Source organism: Paraburkholderia aspalathi, from assembly GCF_900116445.1.
In the GTDB taxonomy this organism is placed as follows: domain Bacteria; phylum Pseudomonadota; class Gammaproteobacteria; order Burkholderiales; family Burkholderiaceae; genus Paraburkholderia; species Paraburkholderia aspalathi.
Window position 1 is genome coordinate 201,465 of sequence record NZ_FPBH01000006.1, and the last position, 19,488, is coordinate 220,952.

A 19,488-nucleotide genomic window follows, 5' to 3' on the forward strand; every position below is an offset into this window, starting at 1 on the left:
GTCACGGGACGCGCTCGGCGCTATCATCGGCATTGATGTCGCGGTGCTTAGACACCCAAGCGCTATTGACGCTCTCAGAAAAGGCGAGAAGTGGATGGGCCTTGCGTACACGATGAGTGAGTCATTTGGAAGCTTACAACCGGGTTCATTGACGATGAAAAAAACAGCTCTTGCCGCTCTTCTTTTGATCAATTCAGGTCTGGCTTCAGCCGAGCCTGGCTGCAACCTCGACCAGCTAAAGACGAACTCCACGACATGTGATCGCAATCAGGTCTCAGTTCAAGACAAAACATCCTATGTTGACTTCAGAGTTAAGGAGGTCGCCAGACTCCGGCCGGACGACGTCCAATCATTTTTGGATTCCTTAAAAAACGCGGTTGAGTCGAACGACAAGGTGTACCTCAGCAATGTAGCCCGGTATCCCCTCCGATATTTCGAACATAAAAAACGAAGATCTGTGAGGGATCCCGCGCAGTTTTTAAAAAAATATAAGAATATTTTTACCAACAAGGTCAAGCATGCGATTGAGAGCCAACAGTATCAGAACCTCTCCGTCGATTCTGAAGGAATAATGCTGGGCAATGGTGAGGTATGGGTATCGGGTATCGTGGAAAAGACAACTCCTCAGAGAACGAATATCAAAATCATTGCTATCAACAATCACTGAAAAGTGCTCGGAAGCGTGTATCCGAATCATCGCGCTACTGATTGGCGAGGACACACTGCTCAATCCAAGTAGGGGATCCGCTGACGATTGAGAATGGCTTGCACTCGCTCAGCAGTATGGCGCCTCAAGGCTCGGGAGATCACGCTCCTCATTTGCTTCGCGCACTCGGACGTCGGCCGACGACGCACAACACACAGGCCGCCCGAGGTGTCGGGTTTGGGCCGGGTAAATCCCGCACGACAACATGGAAAGTCCACGCAGGCCGGCTCCGTCCCATTCCCGCCCAAAGGTTCGCTAGTCCACAAGGATGCGACGCTATCACTAAACTTTGACGTCAACGAACAAGCGACATGCCGTCCGCGCCGGGTCATCGCTCTGGAGTTACCACGTCGCACAATACGTGCGCACGTCTACTCATCATCAACAATGTTCTCCGATTTTTCAGAGACAGGCGATTTCCAGTAAACCATTGCGTCCACCGGTTGAATCCGCCGGTCAAAGCTGACGTTTGTCCATCGACCTAGATTTGCCGATTGACAGGTGACCATATCGCCAGTCAAACACGACTAATAGTCATTAGCAGGCTTTTCATCTCGCATGAACGGAAAGGGATCAGATAGGACGACTGATTTCATGTCCCGCCCCGGCTTACGAAGGTAATTCCGCCACATCTCTCCGACATGGCGAAGATCGATCTCCGAACTGAAACCGGAATGACGACAACCATCCATGCGCTCCTCAACTTCATGCTTGAGCCTGATGAACGACGCCAGTTGCTCCTCGTCGAACGAGCGCACGAGATAAGGATAGTGAATGGCCAGCTCGGCGCTCCCATCACGCTCGAGTAGTGCGTTTACCTTGCCGAACAGCCGGTCGACACGGCCCACACGCTGCTCGTTGTCGCCGGGCGTCCAGGCAATTCCGTAGTGATGGACCTTTCTACATTGCAGGTGCAAGTTCACGCCCTCCTGGAGCACTGAGGTGGCAGCCAGTACATTTGGGTAGAAAGGGCTGTTGAAACCCAGGATCAGCCTCTGGCGATCCGTAACCGCACTGCTGGCATAGAGCGCGGGACTGTTCAGCCCTGTAAGTACGTGCCAGTCGTGATTCCAACCGGTAAGCGCGTGGCCAGAGATGTCCTCACAGAGCGCTTCGAAAGTCTCCAGCGCGGCGCGGAAGTAAGCGAGTATGACGGAGCGCGTCAGCTTGCCTTTGATGAAAGCAACGAACGACAGATAGCGCTGCTGAGCGTCACCCGTCTTTTGGATTTTACGGAATTCCAGATTCCAGCAATACAACTCGACGATGACTGGGCTGGCAAACAAGAACCCATTCTTGATGTAAGTGCCGAAGCTCTCGGCTATACCCATATCACGTTCGAGCCACGATTCGATCCGCTCGCGCTCGGCCTGCGTGAGCAGATCGTACATCGCCCCCCACAAGGTGGGCATGGGCCTCGCAAAGTCGAACTTTTCGCTCGGGACAACCGCGGCGCGTGCCCCGGCACGCGCATGACGGGTATCACGTGCCGCCAGCCCGTACTCGTCCCGGAGCCGGTCGCCCGCTGCCTTGCGATAGTAATGTCTGTACCTTCCATTTCGATAGTCGCTGGCAGGCTCGAGTAACAGCGAGAACAGGCTCTCCGGCTTTCGCAGGCGCAGGCTGAAATTCGAGCAGTCTGTACTGCGCTCGCCCGACTTCTTCACAACGAATAGATCAGCTATCTTCGAATGGACATCGGCATCCGCGTCGACGTGTCCCTGAGGCGCATCTCCTTCGGAATCCAGCAGCGATGTCGGATGTTCTTCGTCATCCTTTGCGTCGCTCGTGAAGAATCCCTTGAAGGTTTTGCGCGACCAATGGCTGGCCTCCCATTTTTCCGCCTCCGGATCTTCCAAAGCCAGCGCCTTCGTGATCCTCCTCCCGAACTGCAAATCATAGGCCGCGTTGATCCGCTTGGCGATTTCGCGAACCGACGGAATCCGACGGACAAATACGAGGTGCTTGTGCTCATGGACATCGAGCCTCGCGTCGAAGACATCACGAGCTACACACTGGTTCACGAGAGCATCGTACTTGGGATGCGCCGGCAGTTTCCCCAGGCTCCTGTGCATCCGCGCAAGCCGCTTGAGGATCTCAGTGTCACTTGCTCCCTTGAAGTCCCGACCGCTCTGGTCGACCTCTGCGTCCGGTTTATCGTCGTGGGAATGCGTCTCGAAGGATTCGAAACCTTCAAGGTAACCGTACAAAAAGCGCTTTCCGTCTGCGATCTGCTGCTTGACCAGCAACTTCTGATAAAGCGCGAAAAATAGTTCGGCTGCGGGATCCTGACCAAAGTCCGCCTCTATCGCGGTCTCATTGCGGTAACTGTATTTGTCATAGGTGCCGTCTCTGCCCTTCATGCGTCGCAACCGGCGTAGCGAGTACTTCTTCAGCAGTTCCTCATGCGTATCGATACCGACGTCCGTCACATAGCTGAGTATCGCCGTGATGTTGTCCATCGACGAGTGACTAGGCGTTGCCGTCATCAGCAGGGCCTTGCGGCCCAATCGCTTGCCCTGAGTGCCGAAGAACTCGTGCGCCGCCACGGCCCGCTGTGACTGCCCCTCGTTGTTGCGAAAATAGTGGGCTTCATCCACGACAAGCAGATCGAAGCCCCGTTCATCCAGTGCGCGCATCAACCTGCGATGGATGTTCTTGGCCGCGTCCGCAGCGCCTACAAGCTTATCGAAGCCCTCGCCGGATTCACCGCGAACCAGCGTGCTGAGCGCGTAAATCGTGGTGATGAACAGGCAGCCCGGGCCTGCCTCCACAGCCTCGGCTAGGTCGCCAAGCCGCCAGCACAACTGAGGTTCGTGAACAGGTCCGCCATCCGCCGCTCGGCGCACCACGTCGTCAGACGCGCGGTAATGGTTCTTGACGAACTTCCTGAGCTCTCGCTCCCAATGCCTGCAGATGTCACGGTTGGGCGCCATGACCAGCACCTTGGCATGCTTATTTTTCTTCCATAGCAGCGACATGACGCCGAGCGCCTGAAGCGTCTTGCCCGTACCCACTTCGTCGGCCAGCAGGGCGGCGTCGTGCAATGCAAGCTTGTTCCATAGTCCGGCAACGCCCTCGGCCTGTCGGGCCGCCATCGACTCCTCGGCCGCGCTGTAGACCCAGTCGGCGTGGCCCCGATTGAATGTGATCCAACGAGACACCCGCTCCGGCGTCAAGGCACCCCAGTCGTCAACGCTCATAATCGCAAGCCTCCCTGAGCTCCGCCATGTAGCGGCTCTTGCCGCTGATTTCCGGCGGCAAGGACACCGCATGTTTTTTCGGTTTCAGGCTGCCCCACTTGGCTTTGGGCGGTGTGATAGGCGCGTACCTGGCCCGGTTCTGTTCATAGGCGTCTAACGCCACCGCGCGAAGAGAATGCATTTCTTCCAGTAGGAACCAGTTGAACACCGTATTGCCAGTGGCGCCGATTTGCTCGTTGACTTTAACCACCAGCTCCTGCAGGCTCCCGGGGTAAACGAACAAGATCTTTTCCAGTTCGTCCATGGATGGGGTCGCCCGCAGCCTTTTCCTGAATTGCGCGAAGGCGTGAAACAAACGGAAGTAGCTGACGCTTCCTCCTTCCTCGTTGAGAGTCGAGCTGGCAAGTTCTTCCTCCGGCACGTCGTTATGCTTGAGCACCTTGCGCAGTCGAGCAGTCCCACCACTTCGCGGGTCGACGTCGTTGATCAGGTCGTTCAACAGATCCTTCAAGGAGTCATAGCCTTGAGCCCGGCGATGATCCTGCCCAGTCTCCAGGATCAGGCCACGGTATTCAACAATGCCGTCTCGACTGACTTCGTAGCAATGATTTGCGAGCAACGCTTCGTTGTCGATGACTTCGCGCGCGATTGACTCCAGCGGATAAGCCCCCATGCGCCGAATCACTTTCCAGCAAAGCGGGATGGGTTTGATCACGCCTGGCAAGCGCAGCAGATAGGGACGGCCCTTGACCGGCTCGAACAGCTGGCCGTCCACGTCATAGCGGCCCGACTCCCAGTCGAAGCGAACCTGCAGATCGAAGGGCAAGGGGTAAGGGGGCGCTATGAGCTCCTCATCGTTCAACGACTCCTCGGTGCTGAAGTCCTTTTTCGTCAACTCCAACTGCCCGCCAAACATCGTTGTCGCGGGCGGGACGTTCAGCAGGATTCCTGCTTCGACATTACGCTGCTCGAAACTCGCGGTTCCCGGCTCCGTGCAATTCCACGAACCCACAGCGAGGCGCGCCTGACTTCCCGACGCCAGCCACAGCTTGGCGTGCGTCATCTCTATCTCGTCCGCACGCGGCGACGGATAGTCGTGGAAGGACAGAACACCCCCCTCCTGCAGCTTGCCGAGTGCTTCAGTCCAAACGGTTCGGAGATGCCGGTTGCCGATTCGATCGGGCACGATGCGAAACCTCAGCTTGCGCCCCGTCGCCTCCTGAATCCGGCCAACCAGGCCGGCGAGATCGCGCGACAAATAGGGCGACCACACCGTCAGCTTATCAGCCTCGGTTTCTGCCATCAGTTGCTGAAGAAAATTCCGCTTATGAAAGCTGTGCGCGAAACGCCAGTCCTCGTCTGTGCCGACGAACTTCCGGCGCAAGCCAAGAGGCTGTACTTCATTCTGACCGAGCGATTTCGTTAGTGGATCGAAGAAGCGCTTGATCTGCTGGTATTGCTCGTTGTTGCTGACCGTACGGAAAGCGAACGCCTCCTGGTTCCGCCCCCAACCACTGACGGTCAGGTTGGCACTGCCTGCGCCCAGCACCATCTTGCCGGATTCATCCTCCAGAAAGATCACCTTAGGATGGAACAGAGAATCCTTGCCAAAGCCGTTTAGTGCAAGGCGGCTGGGCAGGATGCCATGCACGGGGATGGCCGTGCGCTTAAGCTGATCGGCGTCCATCATTCGCAGATCGCAAAACACACGTAGGTCGATTTTGCGATCGGCCATCTGCTGCTGCATGGTCTCGTAGTCCATCCGGTTGGCCGGCTGGTCGGAACCCAGCAGTACGGGCAGTACGTGAGTCTCGAAGAAGGGAATGCCGAGATTGAATGTCGTAAACCAAGCACGCCTCACGTCGCCCAGCCCTTCGATCTCCTTGCGAAATGAGTCAAGCAGCTTCATGCATTCCCCCACAAACCCGACAAGAGGTGACGAAATTGAGGGATGTAGTAGTGGTGGATCCAAGTCCCCACAGGCCGCTCGTCCTTGCCGGGCAATACACGAGGGCGAACGTCGATCTTCAGCTTGCCGTCGCTCAGCAAGCGTAGCCAGGGCGACTGACCACGAGCCTCCATGATCTTGTCGTGGTACTTCAACAGCCGCTCGCTCTGTTGCTGGATCTCCACCTCCTTGGCGAGATCGAGCAGGTCTTTCAGGCGCTCCGAAGCCGTCCCGGCAATCTGCTTGCTCATCGTCAGGTTGGTGACTATGGGCGCCGCAAGCCTGGGGAGCGTATTCTCGTCGCGGCCGAGTGCTTTCCACCTAGCGACGACCTCATTCAACGAATGAGACTTGGCCGAAAGGATGACGTCGAGCAACAAATCCAGCTCACCCAGGAACGGTTCAAGCAGGCGCACATGTTCGAGCTTGTCTTTGTCCGCGCTCGCGAGCAAGTTCTGTCCAACTGATCGCGCAAAAACCTTGTTAGCCGACCACGGACCCGTCGCGCCGCCCCGCCGCAACTCTTCGCTCAACACCCGGTAGAGGGCGCCAGGTGCCCCCTGGTCGAGTTCCGTGACCGAAAGCCAGAATTCGCGCGCATAGGAGCCTACCGCCGTCGGTGAACTAAACGAGCGGACGAACGCTTTCCTGAGTTCGACAGGGACTTGGTCGAACAGACGCTCCGGTTCACGATTGGGCTCGGCGAGGAGCTCAGTCACGTGCACGTGCACGAGCTTGTGCAATTTCGCGAGCGGTCCCAAACCTGTAGTCAACTGCTCCTCGACCTTCTTCCACAGGGATCGGGCCGATGGCAACGCATAGTCATAGGCGCTATCGAAGAAACCCATCTGCACCAGCGGCGTCTTGTAACGTCCACTGACGCCAAGCAGATTTTGACGAACCAGGATATGGGCCTTGGACTCATGGCTAAAGAGCAGTCGAGGTTTGCCTTGGCTTTCGTCCCATTTACGACGCGCCTTGGAAATGCCGAGGACGCCAGCGGTTTCCACGCCGGCCCGTGTCTGTGCGTCGACCATGCAAAACGCGAACAGATTCTCGAGATAGACCAGGCAGGCCTGCCTGAAGGCATACGCGTTCTTGCCCTTGCCGGCATATGCCTTTTCGCTTTGCAGGCCCTTGCCCAATCGCACTGCATCGTCGTCGGCGATGCTCTTGACCACCCAATGGTTGAACAGGTTGAGGGTGTAGTTTCGAACGTCGTTGGAGATCGAACTGACGCGATTGCGGAATATCTTCTGACCGTAAGCCGACCAGATGACCTGCAGGCCCAAAGGGTCGAGATTCAGTTCGCTGCTGATGCGGTCATCGAACTCAGTTAGGATCTGTTGGAGCAATCTCGGGGGAGTCATATGCGTCGATCGTCCGCCACAGCCATACCGCAGACTTTGTTTCTCATTTTTTCTCGATCCAGTCTGTACTGATTTCGCCAGTTCTTATCCGCGTTGACGTTGCACCGGTTCAAGTATTAACGGACGCAATCGGCCCGTTCTGAAGGGCGTTCCGTTGCAATTCACGCCTTCCTGTCGCCTAGGTCCCCTGGCAGGTGAGAAGCTGCCGTTCGAGCGTCGTTGCTCGCACTGCGACGAATGTCTCTTGGCCGAACTCGGTCCAACACCGGACTTCCTTAGTCGACCCGTTGCGGCCGGTCGAGCGCAGAAAATCGAGTGGCTAGTTTAGAAGGTCAACCAGCCGCCCGATCCAGATCAAATCTGGTATCCACTGGGACATTCCCCCCGCGGAGCGCAAGCGCGGATGACGCTGATGACCGTATTCAGCAAGAACGAAAAATATCAGCCGGCCACAATCACAACGCCTCCAATTACGGTATCACGCTCTGCGCCGACGCCTGCGGTGATGACTGGTTGGTTTTGCAATAAACGGCACAAGAGCGCTGGCGTTCCTAGCCGGATAGAATGACGCCACTAAACAAGGAGCGTGGATATATGACCTTCGATGGTTACGTAGAGATTGGCCAGGATGGCGCGGGCATAATTGAAACAAAAGACGATGCCAGAGGGTTATTCACTTACAAGATAGAAAGCTGCCTGATCGAGATTTTTCTGTGCATGAAGGCGACTATTCTTATCCACGACTCCAAGCAATTGAAGCTTTCTCAGATTGAAAAGCTCATCAAGAAGTATGGAGCCATCAGGCAAGTGATATTCGTCCGTCGCAAGGATTATGATGGTCGCCACGATGAAAGGATGAAGAAACTTGTCAAGGCGGCGGGGGCCAAGAATGAAGTCTTAATTGCCTCGGTTGAACCATTTGCGATCGCTTGCTCGAAACAAGGCGCTGTTAAAATTTTGCCTCATGGTGTCCCTGAAGGCGTTAAACAGCTTCCAGAGAGCGAGCAAAGGCAAGCCGTGTGTGAGGTCAATAACTGCTTTCTGAAAAAAGATGCTCAAAATTTGGCGCTCGACATCCAGTATGTGAAGGGTGAGTTTGGCGCTCCGAGAGCGATAGACAAACCATTGCCTGAACTGTTGGAAATGGTAAAGGCTCAGCCGCAATTCTTCTTCATGAACTTGGCGGTGCTTGGCAACGCGCACGCTCATGGTGTGCTGGAATTGCCTGAATACCTGCTTGCGCTGTATGAGCGGCATGACGTTGGACGCTTTCGGTCGCGCCACCTGATACACGAAGAACGAAGCTTGGAAGCTGAGGAATACAAGGCATACGTGAGCGCTCTGACGTGATTGCCTGTGTCAATGGATAGAAGCCCCATGCAGTTTTTTTTACTGTCTCCCTGAACTGCTCCGGGTTTTGCGGAGGCTCCGCACTTCTCTCACACTCCATCTGGCGATGGCGGGCGTGGATTATCGATCGCTTGCGATCGACTGGGGGCTGCTTTCGGAGTATCACTGACGTTCGAATGTCGGAGCGGACCTCCCGACGAGCGGCGCATGTTGGCCGCCTGCTGCCTGTCACCTACGCGGTCCGCTCTCAAAACTAGTGTCTTCGAACAGCAGAGGCTGGCCTACAATTTCAAGGTCTAGTGTGACGCCACGCGTCGCATTGGTGATGCTGAGCGCGGCTAGGTGAGAACGCTGAATTGCTGCTGTTCAAGCGAAACCGTCTCGACAATCGTTTCGAACTCAGCAAGTAGATCTGGTTGACGCTGGCGCAGGTATTGAGCTACCAGGTCATTCTCCACGAGTCTGGCGAGGTATCCCTTTGCGAGCACCAGGTTCAGTACATCCTGTCCGTAGGTTTGCTCGACAAGTTTGTATTGCCCCTGAAGATTGCTCATCTCTCGCTCCATCTTCGCCATCTGCTCAGGCGTCACACCGGTCAGCTTTGGCGGCTTCTTTCCATCTACCAGTCGCGCTGTGGGTGTCGCGACAAGCAGTGCTTCGGCATAAGGCACGGTCACGTTGTTCGCCGCTATCATCAGCTCGACGCATTCGACCTGCCGCGTCGGCTTCATTTTTCGAATGGCACGAGCGAGGTCTACCGAGAACTGGCGATCTCCCAGAAGTTCAGCGGCTTCAGGACATATGCCGTCCAGCAGCGAAAGCTTCTTTAGGATCATGGACACGTCCATAGCGAGGGCCTTTGCCAACCGCTCCGGCGACACACCCCGTTCGACGACGCGCCGGATCATATAGTGCTCCTGGATGGTGGACAGCCGGTTGACGCGATTGTTGTACGTGTAGCTTTCGTCGTCGGTTGCAACCAGGCACGATACCTCAACAAATCCGAGCTTTTGCATCGCAATGAGGCGCAGGTGGCCATCAAGCAGCACATGTTGACCCGTACTCTGATGTACTGCAGTAACCGACAGTGGCTCAATCAGGCCGATCTCCTCGATCGAGGCCTTGATCTGTTTGAACTTGCGGGAATCGATGATCGTCGCCGGCATCTTGCGCGACGGCAAGATGCACACTAAGGGAACAGATAGAGGCTCGGGAATGAAACCGAGCATTACGCCTGTCATGCGACGCTCCCGCCCGACCAGACGCGCTCGGCAAGATATTTCGGCAACGTCGCCAGCCCTTCTGCACGCAGCAGATTGACGAAATTTTCATCTGCAAAGATTTGCCGAAGCGCGCCCACGACGAACATGAGCCGCTGCTGCGCAAATTCGGCTTTACGCACCATCGACTTCTGGCGTTCGACTTCATGCTGGTAGGTTCGCACCAGGCTCGACGTCGTCACATCCGCGAGCTTGCCCGACATGTTGCGGGCAGCGGAGCGCCCAAGCGTTTTACGTCGCTCGATAATCCGGCGGGCATCCATCAATTGCTTGCCACGTAGCTTGCCGGATTCGTAAGCTTCCTGCAGAGCAGCCTGCATTGCCGTGTCGTCGTCACCGGCGCTGACAATAGACAGTGCGGCGTTGAGTGGAATCCGTCCCTTCTCCACTGCTATGACCAGGCGCTCTTCACCATGATGCAGTAGCATCAGGATACCTTGGACATATGACTGCGTGAGCCCCGTTTTTTCCGCGATCACCTTCGACGCGTATCCCTGTTCCTGCAATTGCCGGATGCCGGCGAGGAGTTCGAGCGGCCTGCACTGACGACGCGCAATGTTCTCCGCGAGACTCATGATGAATGCGTCTTCGTCACTGACGTTCACGACCATCGCCGGTATGGTCGTCTCGCCAAGTGAACGGAAAGCCTTCAGGCGACCTTCGCCGCACACAAGCAGATACTTCTCGACGCCATCTGCTGTTGCACGCGGCGTGACCTTGATCGGCTTTTTCAGGCCGATCGCCCTGATGTTGCCGACGATTTCGTTGAAGACGCGGTTGTTACGCTCACGAGGATTGATGACCTCGATCTGGTCGATCGGAATCATCCGCACCTCACCCGCCTGTTGCTGCTGGTTCATGCCACCCTCCGGAGGCGGGCCCGCTCAGCCATGCCATAGAGATAATCAAGCGTGTCAAAACGGTAGCTCTCGAACTCAATCCTGTTCTGGTCGGCGAGGCTGATACGCGGCTGGCCGAAATCCAGGCGCGGCAGGAGGTAATAATCGAGCGCCGCGGAATTCGCGTGGTCGAGCCTAACGGCTACGGTAATGTCCGGCAGCAGGCTCGTGTCGAACCGGACCTTCCAGCGATGCCGCCCATTTTCGTGTGTCTGGCAACGGGCGAGAACGAGGCAGGCAGTGAACTCATGGTTGACGGTGAGCATATCTGTGGCTGGGTCACGTAGCACTGTGCCGCCAAGATCAGCAATCTTCCTCTCGGTCTGCGCAATGATTTCCGGGTGAAGCTGACGGAGGAACCGGTTGGTTTCGAGATAGCGGTAGTCGCGACCAGGCGTGAAACCCACGGTCTGATATGCGCGGATCAGGCTGCCGAACCTGTACATGTAAACTGAGCTCGATGGCATGCCATCTGTCTCGTCGATAACCAGGCCAGACAGGAAACCACGGTTGCGGTAAAGGTTGCGCAGACGCTCGATGAGTTCCTCATTCGAATAGCGCCGGGCGCGCGCCCGCATGATGCCCTGTGCTGTGTAAAACGTCTCACCTGGTACGATAGACTGGAATGCACCTTCCTTCCGGATCCACATGTCCGGTGTATTGACGACGCGCATTTTCTTGAGTTTGAACGACACGCGGTTGTAGACGTTATTGCCGATGTATTTCTCGTTGGTCAGTACCTCCCGTACAGTCGCTCGTGTCCATTCCCGGTCGAGATTTGTGCGAACACGCATACCATTTAACCGGGCCGCAATCTCGTATTCATTTAACGACCCGTCGATAAACCAGTTGTAGATGAGATTGATAATCCGGATTTCGCTCTCGGGCCCTGGCATAAGGATCACCCGATCGGTCTGCAGGCTCTTGTGCTCGCCGCGTTGAAGTTCTCCTTTCATGATCCCGTGCTGATCGATGAGCACACGGCGTAAGCCATATCCAGCCGGTCCCCCCTGCCGGAAGCCGAGTTCGATCAGCCGGCACTGGCCGGCAAACACCTTGGCCGACAATTCCCGGCTGTATTCGCCGGCCATTGCCCGCTTCACGCCTTTCACGATGGTGGATACCGGCGAGCCGTCGTTTTCGAACTGTTCGGCGCAGTAGGCAACCTGGATGCCGACACGCCGGCAGACATACTCGTAGTACGCACTTTCATCTGCGTCCTGGAATCGCCCCCAGCGACTCACGTCATAGACGAGGATCACCTGAAAATCCGCGTGGCCGCTTTCCACGTCCTTGATCAGTTGCTGCAGCGCCTGCCGTCCGTCGATACGCAGACCGCTTTTACCCTCGTCAGCGTAGGTGCGAACGATCTCGAGACCGCGTCGCACGGCGTACTCCCGGATCCTGTCGCGCTGGTTCTCAGTCGAGTACTGCTGGTGCTCAGTCGACATCCGAACGTATTCGGCCGCCCGTACCGAGGGGGCCTGCGCGACGACGGTATCGCCTATGTGATCGAGTGACACGGTCCTGCTCCCGCTGCTTCGAATCCTCGCTCCCCTGAGCTCGCGTGTCCGGCATCGCGTCGGACACGTAGATCGTCACTTTCGAAACGCAACCGCGTCGCAACTGCGGTGGTGTCTGATTCAGAGCGGGTACAAGGCAAAGGTAGCAGGCCTGGCGCGGAAGTCGATCACGTCATCTCTTTGCAATCACGTATGCGTGGCCCGTTTGGTGCCGACAGCACGGCGATATGGACGGTGCACGCGTTCATCTTTGCAATGCCCGTTTCGACGGCACGACGCAGTATGTAGAAGCCCGACGCGAGCGGGTGTAAAGGCGATGACGCGTCCATGTTTGCAACTGGACTGGAACTTCGTCGCGCATTCCGCTCCCGTTGCATCGCGCAATTGCGCTCCCGATAGGCCGGGTGCGTCGCGCGGTATTGACGCCAGTAGTCCGGGCGACGAGCGCGCCATTTGGCCTGCGCCCGCGCCTGGTTGTCGCGGTAGTCGGGATCACTTCGAAGTCGCTGCTGTTGCCAGCGTCGGCGTCGCTCTCGCTGGCAGCCCAGGGCGGAACAGAATCGTTGATTTGGGATGTGAGACAAAGGATGGAAGAGGCTGCCACAGGCAACGCAACGGCGAGCGTTATTCATCACGCGCTCCATACGTAAGGTAGCAATCTGGAGCACGTTGGCAGCCGGGCATCCAACCCGCCTGAGAAACGCTGATGCGCAATCCGCGAAGACTGCGAGCGCTCAATCAGCGCGTTTTTTGGGTGGGTGACTCAGTCTAACGAATTCGCGACACAAATCCGGGTAGTCCAACTAATTCGGTTCGGGTGCTGAAAACGATTGGGCGGAAAAAGTTAGCAAGTTATTGATTAATAAGGGATGCCAGTCTAACGAATTCTGTCTCCCTTCAGGTAGATGAACTCATAACCTGAGAATCTTGGACCCATAAGCTGAGAAACTTACGGGTCCTTTTTTATTAATAGCTCAGATTTAGGGGTTAATCATCTGCAGGCACCTTCGCATCAAATATTTCGAGTACGGATGAGCGTCTGAGATATCGGCAACGGGATGACGAAGCTCGCGTCCCGGAGGGTGCACACAGGCTGGCGGGGCGAATCGGGGCCACATATTGGCGCCGCAGGAGTCGAAGGGCTTTCCTAGGCGCCAATGCTATAGGGAGGTCAGGGCTTGACCTCACTACCTAGTGACTCAGATCCACGGGGACGTTCAGGGCTGCCATGGCTCTAATGATCCGCTACCCGATCGAGCAAACCGTGAAGCACTTTCCTCTGCAAAGCCCGCAAACGCGATTTAGGCACTTCGAAAATCCGACACCGACCGTCGCGCTTTTCGATCGCCTTGTAAGAATAATGATGAAGCGGTGTCGCCGCACTCTGCGCCGGCACACGCCGGCGATCGGCAAACCAGTCCAGCTCGTCCGGCTCAACTTCCAGCCATGCAGCCAGATCACCAAGCGTCGGCAACTGCGGCAGCACCACGTCGTGCAACCAGGGCGGAGGCGGCCGCTGAACAGGCGGTCGAGGCAATACACGCACAACCCGCGGCCGGCTCTCACCTCTCCAAGCCGCGACAAACCCCGTGTTCTCAGCAACAACCTTCGACAACTCTTTACCGTCGACACTGTCCCACCGCGCGCCAAATCGCTTCGCAACCTTGCGCGCTAATCCATTCATCCAATCCGCGCGTTCACCCAACACAAGCGTCATCCGCTCGACCATCGCGGCGGCCTCGGGCGGCCCGGCCAGCATGGCATCGGCGATCGCGCAGGTGACAAATTGCGGGGAAAATTGCGGCATAGGGCAGAGATAGGGGCGGGCCAGCCAGTCAACGCGTCTTGTGCTGCGTGAGCTCGTTTGCGTAACGCGCAAGTGACGCTCATGCGACGAACTGCGGAGGCCATTCTGATCCACGGGGTAACCCCGTAGTGCCCGGGACGAATACTGCCCGTACCTTGGCAAGCTTGACCAGCCGACCCGCGAGCCGAAGATAAGCGACGCGCCTAACTGTTGTCAACGCATTGGCAGTACGAATCAATCTTTCGCGACAAAGTTTTACGTAACTGCCGTCTAGCCCACAAAGGCGGTCCATTTTTACGACGATCGAGTTCGATCTTCGCACCGCCCACTTATCCACAACCCCCTCTGGACAACTTTTGTACAAGCCACCTGACACGTTGTGGGCGAAACTTTGATAAACCAGCGACCTCGCAAGGTCAGTCAAAAGTTTTCCCGGGCTCCCCCGTCCTGTTCGCCCACCCCCCGCAGGGTTATCGATTCCGCATCCCCTTGATCCGTAAGCGAAGATCCAAGTTATCCACAGAAACGCGAGGTGCTTGTTAACTATTACTACGTATACATATACAAAGACTATAAAAACCAGAGAAGCATCCCCAAACCCCGCTGCGTAAACATGCACAACGCAAGCACAACAACCAAACCAGGACCCAACCCCTCAAACCAACGGCAAACAAATCTCCGTCAGCAACTCAGCAGGTGCAGTCTCCTTCGGACTATTCAAATACTCCTCAAACACCGGCGCATCCGCAGCCTCACGCCCCGACTGCACAAGCCACGTCCCATACAACCACTCATAAGCCGCCCGCATATCGCTATACGGTCCCTTATGCCGTAACACCGCGTACTCCCCACCCTTCACATGCGCCACTGAAACCGGCGGACTCACCGTCACCGAAGCCTGCACCGGATGTGGCAACAACACCCCGGCCTTCGACCGCAACTCATCCTCCGCAACAACACCAGGATCGTCGTAGTAAATCCCGATCATGCGCATCTGTCCCGCCAGCAAATTATGTTTCGCCAACCAGCCGAACAACCCATCGAACGCCTTGCCGATCTGCATATACGGCCCAACGTGATCCACCGACAAAACCTCCATCGGCTCCACGTTACGAATCACCACTTCACGCATCGTCATTTGAGCGTCTCCTGAAAGTGCTGGACGAAACCGGCTATGCGTACCCTGCTTGCGATACTGCGCCGGCGGGATGCCAAAAACCGCGCGGAAGGTGCGAGTGAAAGACTGCAGACTGCTATAGCCCGAGCGCTCGGCAATTTCAGCGATCGGCATCGAGCCATTCGCCAGATACCCCGCCGCGCGATGCAAGCGCAAACGCCGCACGGTTGTGGCCACCGTCTCGCCATACATCGCCTGAAAGATGCGATGCCAGTGATAGGGCGACATGCAGGCGATTTGCGCGAGACGATCGATATCCAGCGGTTCGTCGAGATGATCGTAAATATGGTCCAGCACGCGGCCCAGCCGCGTTTCGTAGCGCGCCCGATTGTCCGATTGGTTCATGACTAAGTGGCCAACAAAGAGAAGATTGCCGAAGGGATGCGAATCAAAGTACCACGTCCCCATTTACCAAATCCTGCGAACTTCGCCAAAGCAACCGTGAACAGAATTAAGCGCCCACTAACACAATCGCGCCCGAACTTTGCCGAATTTCGATAACACGTTGAATAATGGCTTACTACCATCGGCTGAAGCCTGTCCGCCCATGCACCGCAAAGCCTTGCGGCGTCGAGCAAGCGAAAACATCAGGAGCACCCGATGAAATCAGAGTCAAAAAGTCAGCACGTCGGTAAAGTCACGCATCACGAGTTGAAGCAGACGCTCGGCACGTGGCAACTGTGGGGGATCGCGGTCGGTCTGGTCATTTCCGGCGAGTATTTCGGCTGGAGCTACGGCTGGGCGAGCGCCGGCACGCTTGGCTTCGTCATCACGGCGGTTTTTATTGCCGCGATGTACACCACCTTCATTTTCAGTTTCACCGAACTCACCACGTCGATTCCGCATGCAGGCGGCCCGTTCGCCTACGCGCGCCACGCTTTTGGCCCGACCGGTGGTTATCTGGCGGGCGCGGCGACGTTAGTCGAATTCGTGTTCGCACCACCGGCGATTGCACTCGCGATCGGCGCCTATCTGCACGTGCAGTTTCCGGGGCTCGAACCGAAACACGCGGCAATGGGCGCGTATCTCGTCTTCATGGCGCTGAATATCGTCGGTGTGCAGATCGCCGCGGCCTTCGAGTTGTGCGTGACGCTGCTCGCGATCTTCGAATTGCTGGTGTTCATGGGCGTCGTGTCGCCGGGGTTCCAGTGGGCGAATTTCACGAAGGGCGGCTGGTCTGGCGCGGACACCTTCAGCATGGGCTCGTTCCACGGCATGTTCGCGGCAATTCCCTTCGCGATCTGGTTTTTCCTCGCGATTGAAGGCGTGGCGATGGCTGCTGAAGAAGCCAAGAATCCCAAGCGTTCGATTCCGATTGCTTACGTCGCCGGTATTCTGACCTTGGTCGTGCTCGCCATCGGCGTGATGGTGTTCGCAGGCGCCGCCGGCGACTGGACCAAGCTGTCGAACATCAACGATCCGCTGCCGCAGGCCATGAAATTCATCGTCGGTGAACATAGCGGCTGGATGCATATGCTGGTTTGGCTCGGCCTGTTCGGGCTCGTCGCGTCGTTTCACGGCATCATCCTCGGCTACTCGCGGCAGATTTTCGCGCTGGCTCGCGCCGGTTATCTGCCGGAGTGGCTCTCCAAGGTGCATCCGCGCTTCAAGACGCCGCATCGAGCGATCATCGCGGGTGGCGTGGTCGGCATCGCCGCGATCTATAGCGACGAGCTGATCCAGTTCGGCGGCCAGACGCTGACGGCGAACATCGTGACGATGTCCGTATTTGGCGCTATCGTGATGTATATCATCAGCATGTTGTCGCTGTTCAAGCTGCGCCGCTCGGAGCCGAACATGGAACGCCCGTTCCGCGCGCCGCTGTTTCCGTTCTTTCCGGCGTTCGCGCTGGTGGCCGCGGTGATTTGTCTGGCAACGATGGTCTACTTCAATTTCCTGGTAGCCGTCGTGTTCGCGATCTTCCTCGCGCTCGGCTACGTCTACTTCCTGTTGACGCGCCATCAACGCGAAGCGGCACCGTCGGACGCTTTGCTCGAAGAGTGACGAATCGAGCCGCTGCGCAAGCAGCGGCGATGGAGTCGTAGAAATGAGCTATACCGAGACAATCGGCAGTCGCACGTATCGCTTCGCCGACCTGAAAACCTTGATGGCGAAGGCCAGTCCGCAGCGTTCCGGCGACCAGCTCGCGGGCGTCGCGGCGGCGAGCGAAGAGGAGCGCGTCGCGGCCAAGATGGCGCTCGCTCAGGTGCCGCTGCGTACGTTTCTCAACGAAGCATTGATCCCGTACGAAAGCGACGAGGTCACGCGTCTGGTGATCGACGATCACTCGCCGCAAGCGTTCGCTGAGATCTCGCATCTGACGGTCGGCGATTTTCGCAACTGGCTGTTGAGCAGCACGACCGATGCCGACGCGCTCACGCGCATCACCGCCGGCCTCACGCCGGAAATGGTCGCGGCAGTCTCGAAGTTGATGCGCAATCAGGATCTGATCGCGGCGGCGCGCAAGCGTCCGGTGATTACGCGCTTTCGCAATACGATCGGCTTGCCCGGTCACATGTCGGTGCGTCTGCAACCAAATCATCCGACTGATGATGTCAAAGGTATCGCCGCGTCGATGCTCGACGGCCTGATGTACGGCTGTGGTGACGCGATGATCGGCATCAATCCGGCCAGCGACAATCTTGCCGCGATCACCAAGCTATTGCTGATGATCGACGACTTCCGCCAACGCTATCAGGTGCCCACGCAATCGTGCGTGCTGACTCACGTCACGAACACGATCGCGGCGATCGAAAAAGGCGCGCCGGTCGATCTGGTGTTTCAATCGATTGCCGGGACAGAGAAAGCGAACTCGGGTTTCGGTATTTCGCTTGCGCTGTTGCAGGAAGCGTATGAAGCGGGGTTGTCGCTGAATCGCGGCACTGTCGGCAATAACCTGATGTATTTCGAAACCGGGCAGGGCAGCGCCTTGTCGGCCGATGCGCATTTCGGTGTCGATCAACAGACATGCGAAGTCCGCGCTTATGCGGTCGCTCGCAAATTCAATCCGTTTCTGGTTAACACGGTGGTTGGCTTCATCGGACCGGAGTATCTGTACGACGGCAAGCAGATCACGCGGGCGGGTCTTGAAGACCACTTCTGCGGCAAGCTGCTCGGCGTGCCGATGGGTTGCGACATCTGCTATACGAATCACGCCGAAGCCGATCAGGACGACATGGATAATCTGCTCACGCTATTGGGCGTGGCGGGTATCAATTTCATCATGGGCATTCCAGGTGCGGACGATGTGATGCTCAACTACCAAAGCACGTCCTTCCACGATGCCCTTTATGTGCGCGATGTGCTGGGCCTGCGCCGCGCACCGGAATTCGAAGAATGGTTGGAGTCGATGCAGATCACCGACGCGCGCGGCACGTTGCTCAGCGCATCGTCACAGCAACCGCTGCTGCAAGGCGCGAATGACTGGATGGGCATCGCATGAGCGACTTCCTCGAAAAGAATCCATGGAACGCGTTGCGGCAGTTCACCAACGCGCGCATCGCGTTAGGCCGCGCGGGCAACAGTTTGCCGACTGCACCGTTGCTGGCGTTCAACCTGTCGCATGCGCAGGCGCGCGACGCGGTGCACCATCCGCTCGATACGGACGTGCTGCACGAACAACTGCGTGCGCAAAGTTTCACCACACTGGATGTGCATAGTGCCGCGCCCGATCGCGAGCACTATTTGCGGCGTCCGGATCTCGGCAGGCGCCTGAGCGATGAGAGCCGCGCAGCGCTTGGACAACTCAAGGTCGAATCACCCGAAGTGGTCTTCGTCATCGCAGATGGTCTGTCCGCGTTCGCTGCGTCGAAACAATCGATTCCGCTGCTGCAAGCCGTTTGCGCAAAACTCACGGACTGGAAGATCGGTCCCGTAGTAGTCGCACGTCAGTCACGCGTCGCACTCGGTGACGAAATCGGCGAACTGCTTGGCGCCAAACTGGTTGTGATGTTGATCGGCGAACGACCAGGTTTGAGTTCGCCCGATAGTCTCGGTATCTACCTGACTTACGCGCCGAAAGTAGGCTGCAGTGATGCGCAACGCAACTGCATTTCCAACGTGCGTCCCGAAGGTCTTAACTACGAGTTAGCGGCACACAAGTTGCACTATCTGCTGACGCACGCAAGACGCTTGGGTCTCACGGGCGTTGGTTTGAAAGACGACAGCGATTCACTGCTAGCGAGTACGCCGACAACACCCGCGGTCGGCGACGACTCGAACTAGG

At 57.1% G+C, this 19,488-nt stretch carries 14 protein-coding genes; 5 read left to right on the forward strand and 9 right to left on the reverse strand.

Annotated elements, in window-relative coordinates:
• Positions 1-94: 94 nt before the first annotated feature.
• Entirely contained in the window at positions 95-667 is a 573-nt protein-coding gene (locus BM438_RS12635; protein ID WP_093634595.1) for a hypothetical protein, read from the forward strand.
• Positions 668-1,233: 566 nt separating this feature from the next.
• On the opposite strand, the gene BM438_RS12640 is transcribed toward BM438_RS12635, so the two are convergent.
• Genes BM438_RS12640 through BM438_RS12650 form a run of 3 tightly spaced genes read right to left on the reverse strand, consistent with a single transcriptional unit; the run spans position 1,234 to position 7,227 of the window.
• Positions 1,234-3,909, reverse strand: a complete 2,676-nt coding sequence (locus BM438_RS12640) for a DEAD/DEAH box helicase (protein WP_093634596.1) — start codon at positions 3,907-3,909, stop codon at positions 1,234-1,236.
• A complete protein-coding gene (locus tag BM438_RS12645) occupies positions 3,899-5,818 on the reverse strand; it encodes a phospholipase D-like domain-containing protein (protein ID WP_093634597.1) in 1,920 nt (639 codons plus the stop codon). The genes BM438_RS12640 and BM438_RS12645 overlap by 11 nt, the downstream gene beginning before the upstream one ends.
• Complete coding sequence (locus BM438_RS12650) at positions 5,815-7,227, reverse strand: hypothetical protein (protein ID WP_093634598.1); 1,413 nt, start codon at positions 7,225-7,227, stop codon at positions 5,815-5,817. The genes BM438_RS12645 and BM438_RS12650 overlap by 4 nt, the downstream gene beginning before the upstream one ends.
• Positions 7,228-7,821: 594 nt before the next feature.
• Between BM438_RS12650 and BM438_RS12655 the strand changes: the two genes are divergently transcribed.
• A complete protein-coding gene (locus BM438_RS12655) occupies positions 7,822-8,577 on the forward strand; it encodes a hypothetical protein (protein ID WP_093634599.1) in 756 nt (251 codons plus the stop codon).
• Positions 8,578-8,915: 338 nt separating this feature from the next.
• Here the strand turns inward: BM438_RS12655 and BM438_RS12660 are convergent, their stop codons facing one another.
• From BM438_RS12660 to BM438_RS12685, 6 genes are all read right to left on the reverse strand, one after another.
• Positions 8,916-9,818 (reverse strand): plasmid partitioning protein RepB C-terminal domain-containing protein, encoded by a 903-nt coding sequence (locus BM438_RS12660; protein ID WP_093634600.1) that lies wholly within the window; start codon positions 9,816-9,818, stop codon positions 8,916-8,918.
• Positions 9,815-10,717, reverse strand: a complete 903-nt coding sequence (locus tag BM438_RS12665; RefSeq protein WP_093634601.1) for a ParB/RepB/Spo0J family partition protein — start codon at positions 10,715-10,717, stop codon at positions 9,815-9,817. Before BM438_RS12665 ends, BM438_RS12660 begins: the two co-directional genes overlap by 4 nt.
• Positions 10,714-12,279, reverse strand: coding sequence for a recombinase family protein (locus tag BM438_RS12670; protein ID WP_244179359.1), 1,566 nt, complete (start codon positions 12,277-12,279; stop codon positions 10,714-10,716). Before BM438_RS12670 ends, BM438_RS12665 begins: the two co-directional genes overlap by 4 nt.
• A 167-nt stretch (positions 12,280-12,446) precedes the next feature.
• Complete coding sequence (locus BM438_RS12675; RefSeq protein WP_093634602.1) at positions 12,447-12,911, reverse strand: hypothetical protein; 465 nt, start codon at positions 12,909-12,911, stop codon at positions 12,447-12,449.
• A gap of 602 nt (positions 12,912-13,513) precedes the next feature.
• Positions 13,514-14,086: a hypothetical protein gene (locus BM438_RS12680; protein ID WP_208620652.1), complete on the reverse strand. Its 573-nt coding sequence runs from the start codon at positions 14,084-14,086 to the stop codon at positions 13,514-13,516.
• Positions 14,087-14,741: 655 nt separating this feature from the next.
• Positions 14,742-15,608, reverse strand: a complete 867-nt coding sequence (locus BM438_RS12685; protein ID WP_093634680.1) for an AraC family transcriptional regulator — start codon at positions 15,606-15,608, stop codon at positions 14,742-14,744.
• 255 nt (positions 15,609-15,863) lie between these two features.
• Here BM438_RS12685 and eat point away from each other — a divergent pair, with 255 nt between their 5' ends.
• Genes eat through eutC form a run of 3 tightly spaced genes read left to right on the forward strand, consistent with a single transcriptional unit; the run spans position 15,864 to position 19,487 of the window.
• The gene (gene eat, locus BM438_RS12690; protein WP_054037086.1) at positions 15,864-17,267 is read left to right on the forward strand and encodes an ethanolamine permease; all 1,404 of its coding nucleotides are present in this window, start codon (positions 15,864-15,866) and stop codon (positions 17,265-17,267) included.
• Positions 17,268-17,310: 43 nt separating this feature from the next.
• Positions 17,311-18,705 (forward strand): ethanolamine ammonia-lyase subunit EutB, encoded by a 1,395-nt coding sequence (locus BM438_RS12695; RefSeq protein WP_093634603.1) that lies wholly within the window; start codon positions 17,311-17,313, stop codon positions 18,703-18,705.
• Entirely contained in the window at positions 18,702-19,487 is a 786-nt protein-coding gene (gene eutC, locus BM438_RS12700) for an ethanolamine ammonia-lyase subunit EutC (protein WP_093634604.1), read from the forward strand. Before BM438_RS12695 ends, eutC begins: the two co-directional genes overlap by 4 nt.
• Position 19,488: the final 1 nt, after the last annotated feature.

What these genes read in the sequence shown, in the direction of transcription:
- BM438_RS12635 (WP_093634595.1), top strand. Translation starts at nt 95, where the DNA reads ATGGGCCTTGCGTACACGATGAGTGAGTCATTTGGAAGCTTACAACCG.
- BM438_RS12640 (WP_093634596.1), bottom strand. Translation starts at nt 3,909, where the DNA reads ATGAGCGTTGACGACTGGGGTGCCTTGACGCCGGAGCGGGTGTCTCGT.
- BM438_RS12645 (WP_093634597.1), bottom strand. Translation starts at nt 5,818, where the DNA reads ATGAAGCTGCTTGACTCATTTCGCAAGGAGATCGAAGGGCTGGGCGAC.
- BM438_RS12650 (WP_093634598.1), bottom strand. Translation starts at nt 7,227, where the DNA reads ATGACTCCCCCGAGATTGCTCCAACAGATCCTAACTGAGTTCGATGAC.
- BM438_RS12655 (WP_093634599.1), top strand. Translation starts at nt 7,822, where the DNA reads ATGACCTTCGATGGTTACGTAGAGATTGGCCAGGATGGCGCGGGCATA.
- BM438_RS12660 (WP_093634600.1), bottom strand. Translation starts at nt 9,818, where the DNA reads ATGACAGGCGTAATGCTCGGTTTCATTCCCGAGCCTCTATCTGTTCCC.
- BM438_RS12665 (WP_093634601.1), bottom strand. Translation starts at nt 10,717, where the DNA reads ATGAACCAGCAGCAACAGGCGGGTGAGGTGCGGATGATTCCGATCGAC.
- BM438_RS12675 (WP_093634602.1), bottom strand. Translation starts at nt 12,911, where the DNA reads ATGAATAACGCTCGCCGTTGCGTTGCCTGTGGCAGCCTCTTCCATCCT.
- BM438_RS12680 (WP_208620652.1), bottom strand. Translation starts at nt 14,086, where the DNA reads ATGCCGCAATTTTCCCCGCAATTTGTCACCTGCGCGATCGCCGATGCC.
- BM438_RS12685 (WP_093634680.1), bottom strand. Translation starts at nt 15,608, where the DNA reads ATGAACCAATCGGACAATCGGGCGCGCTACGAAACGCGGCTGGGCCGC.
- eat (WP_054037086.1), top strand. Translation starts at nt 15,864, where the DNA reads ATGAAATCAGAGTCAAAAAGTCAGCACGTCGGTAAAGTCACGCATCAC.
- BM438_RS12695 (WP_093634603.1), top strand. Translation starts at nt 17,311, where the DNA reads ATGAGCTATACCGAGACAATCGGCAGTCGCACGTATCGCTTCGCCGAC.
- eutC (WP_093634604.1), top strand. Translation starts at nt 18,702, where the DNA reads ATGAGCGACTTCCTCGAAAAGAATCCATGGAACGCGTTGCGGCAGTTC.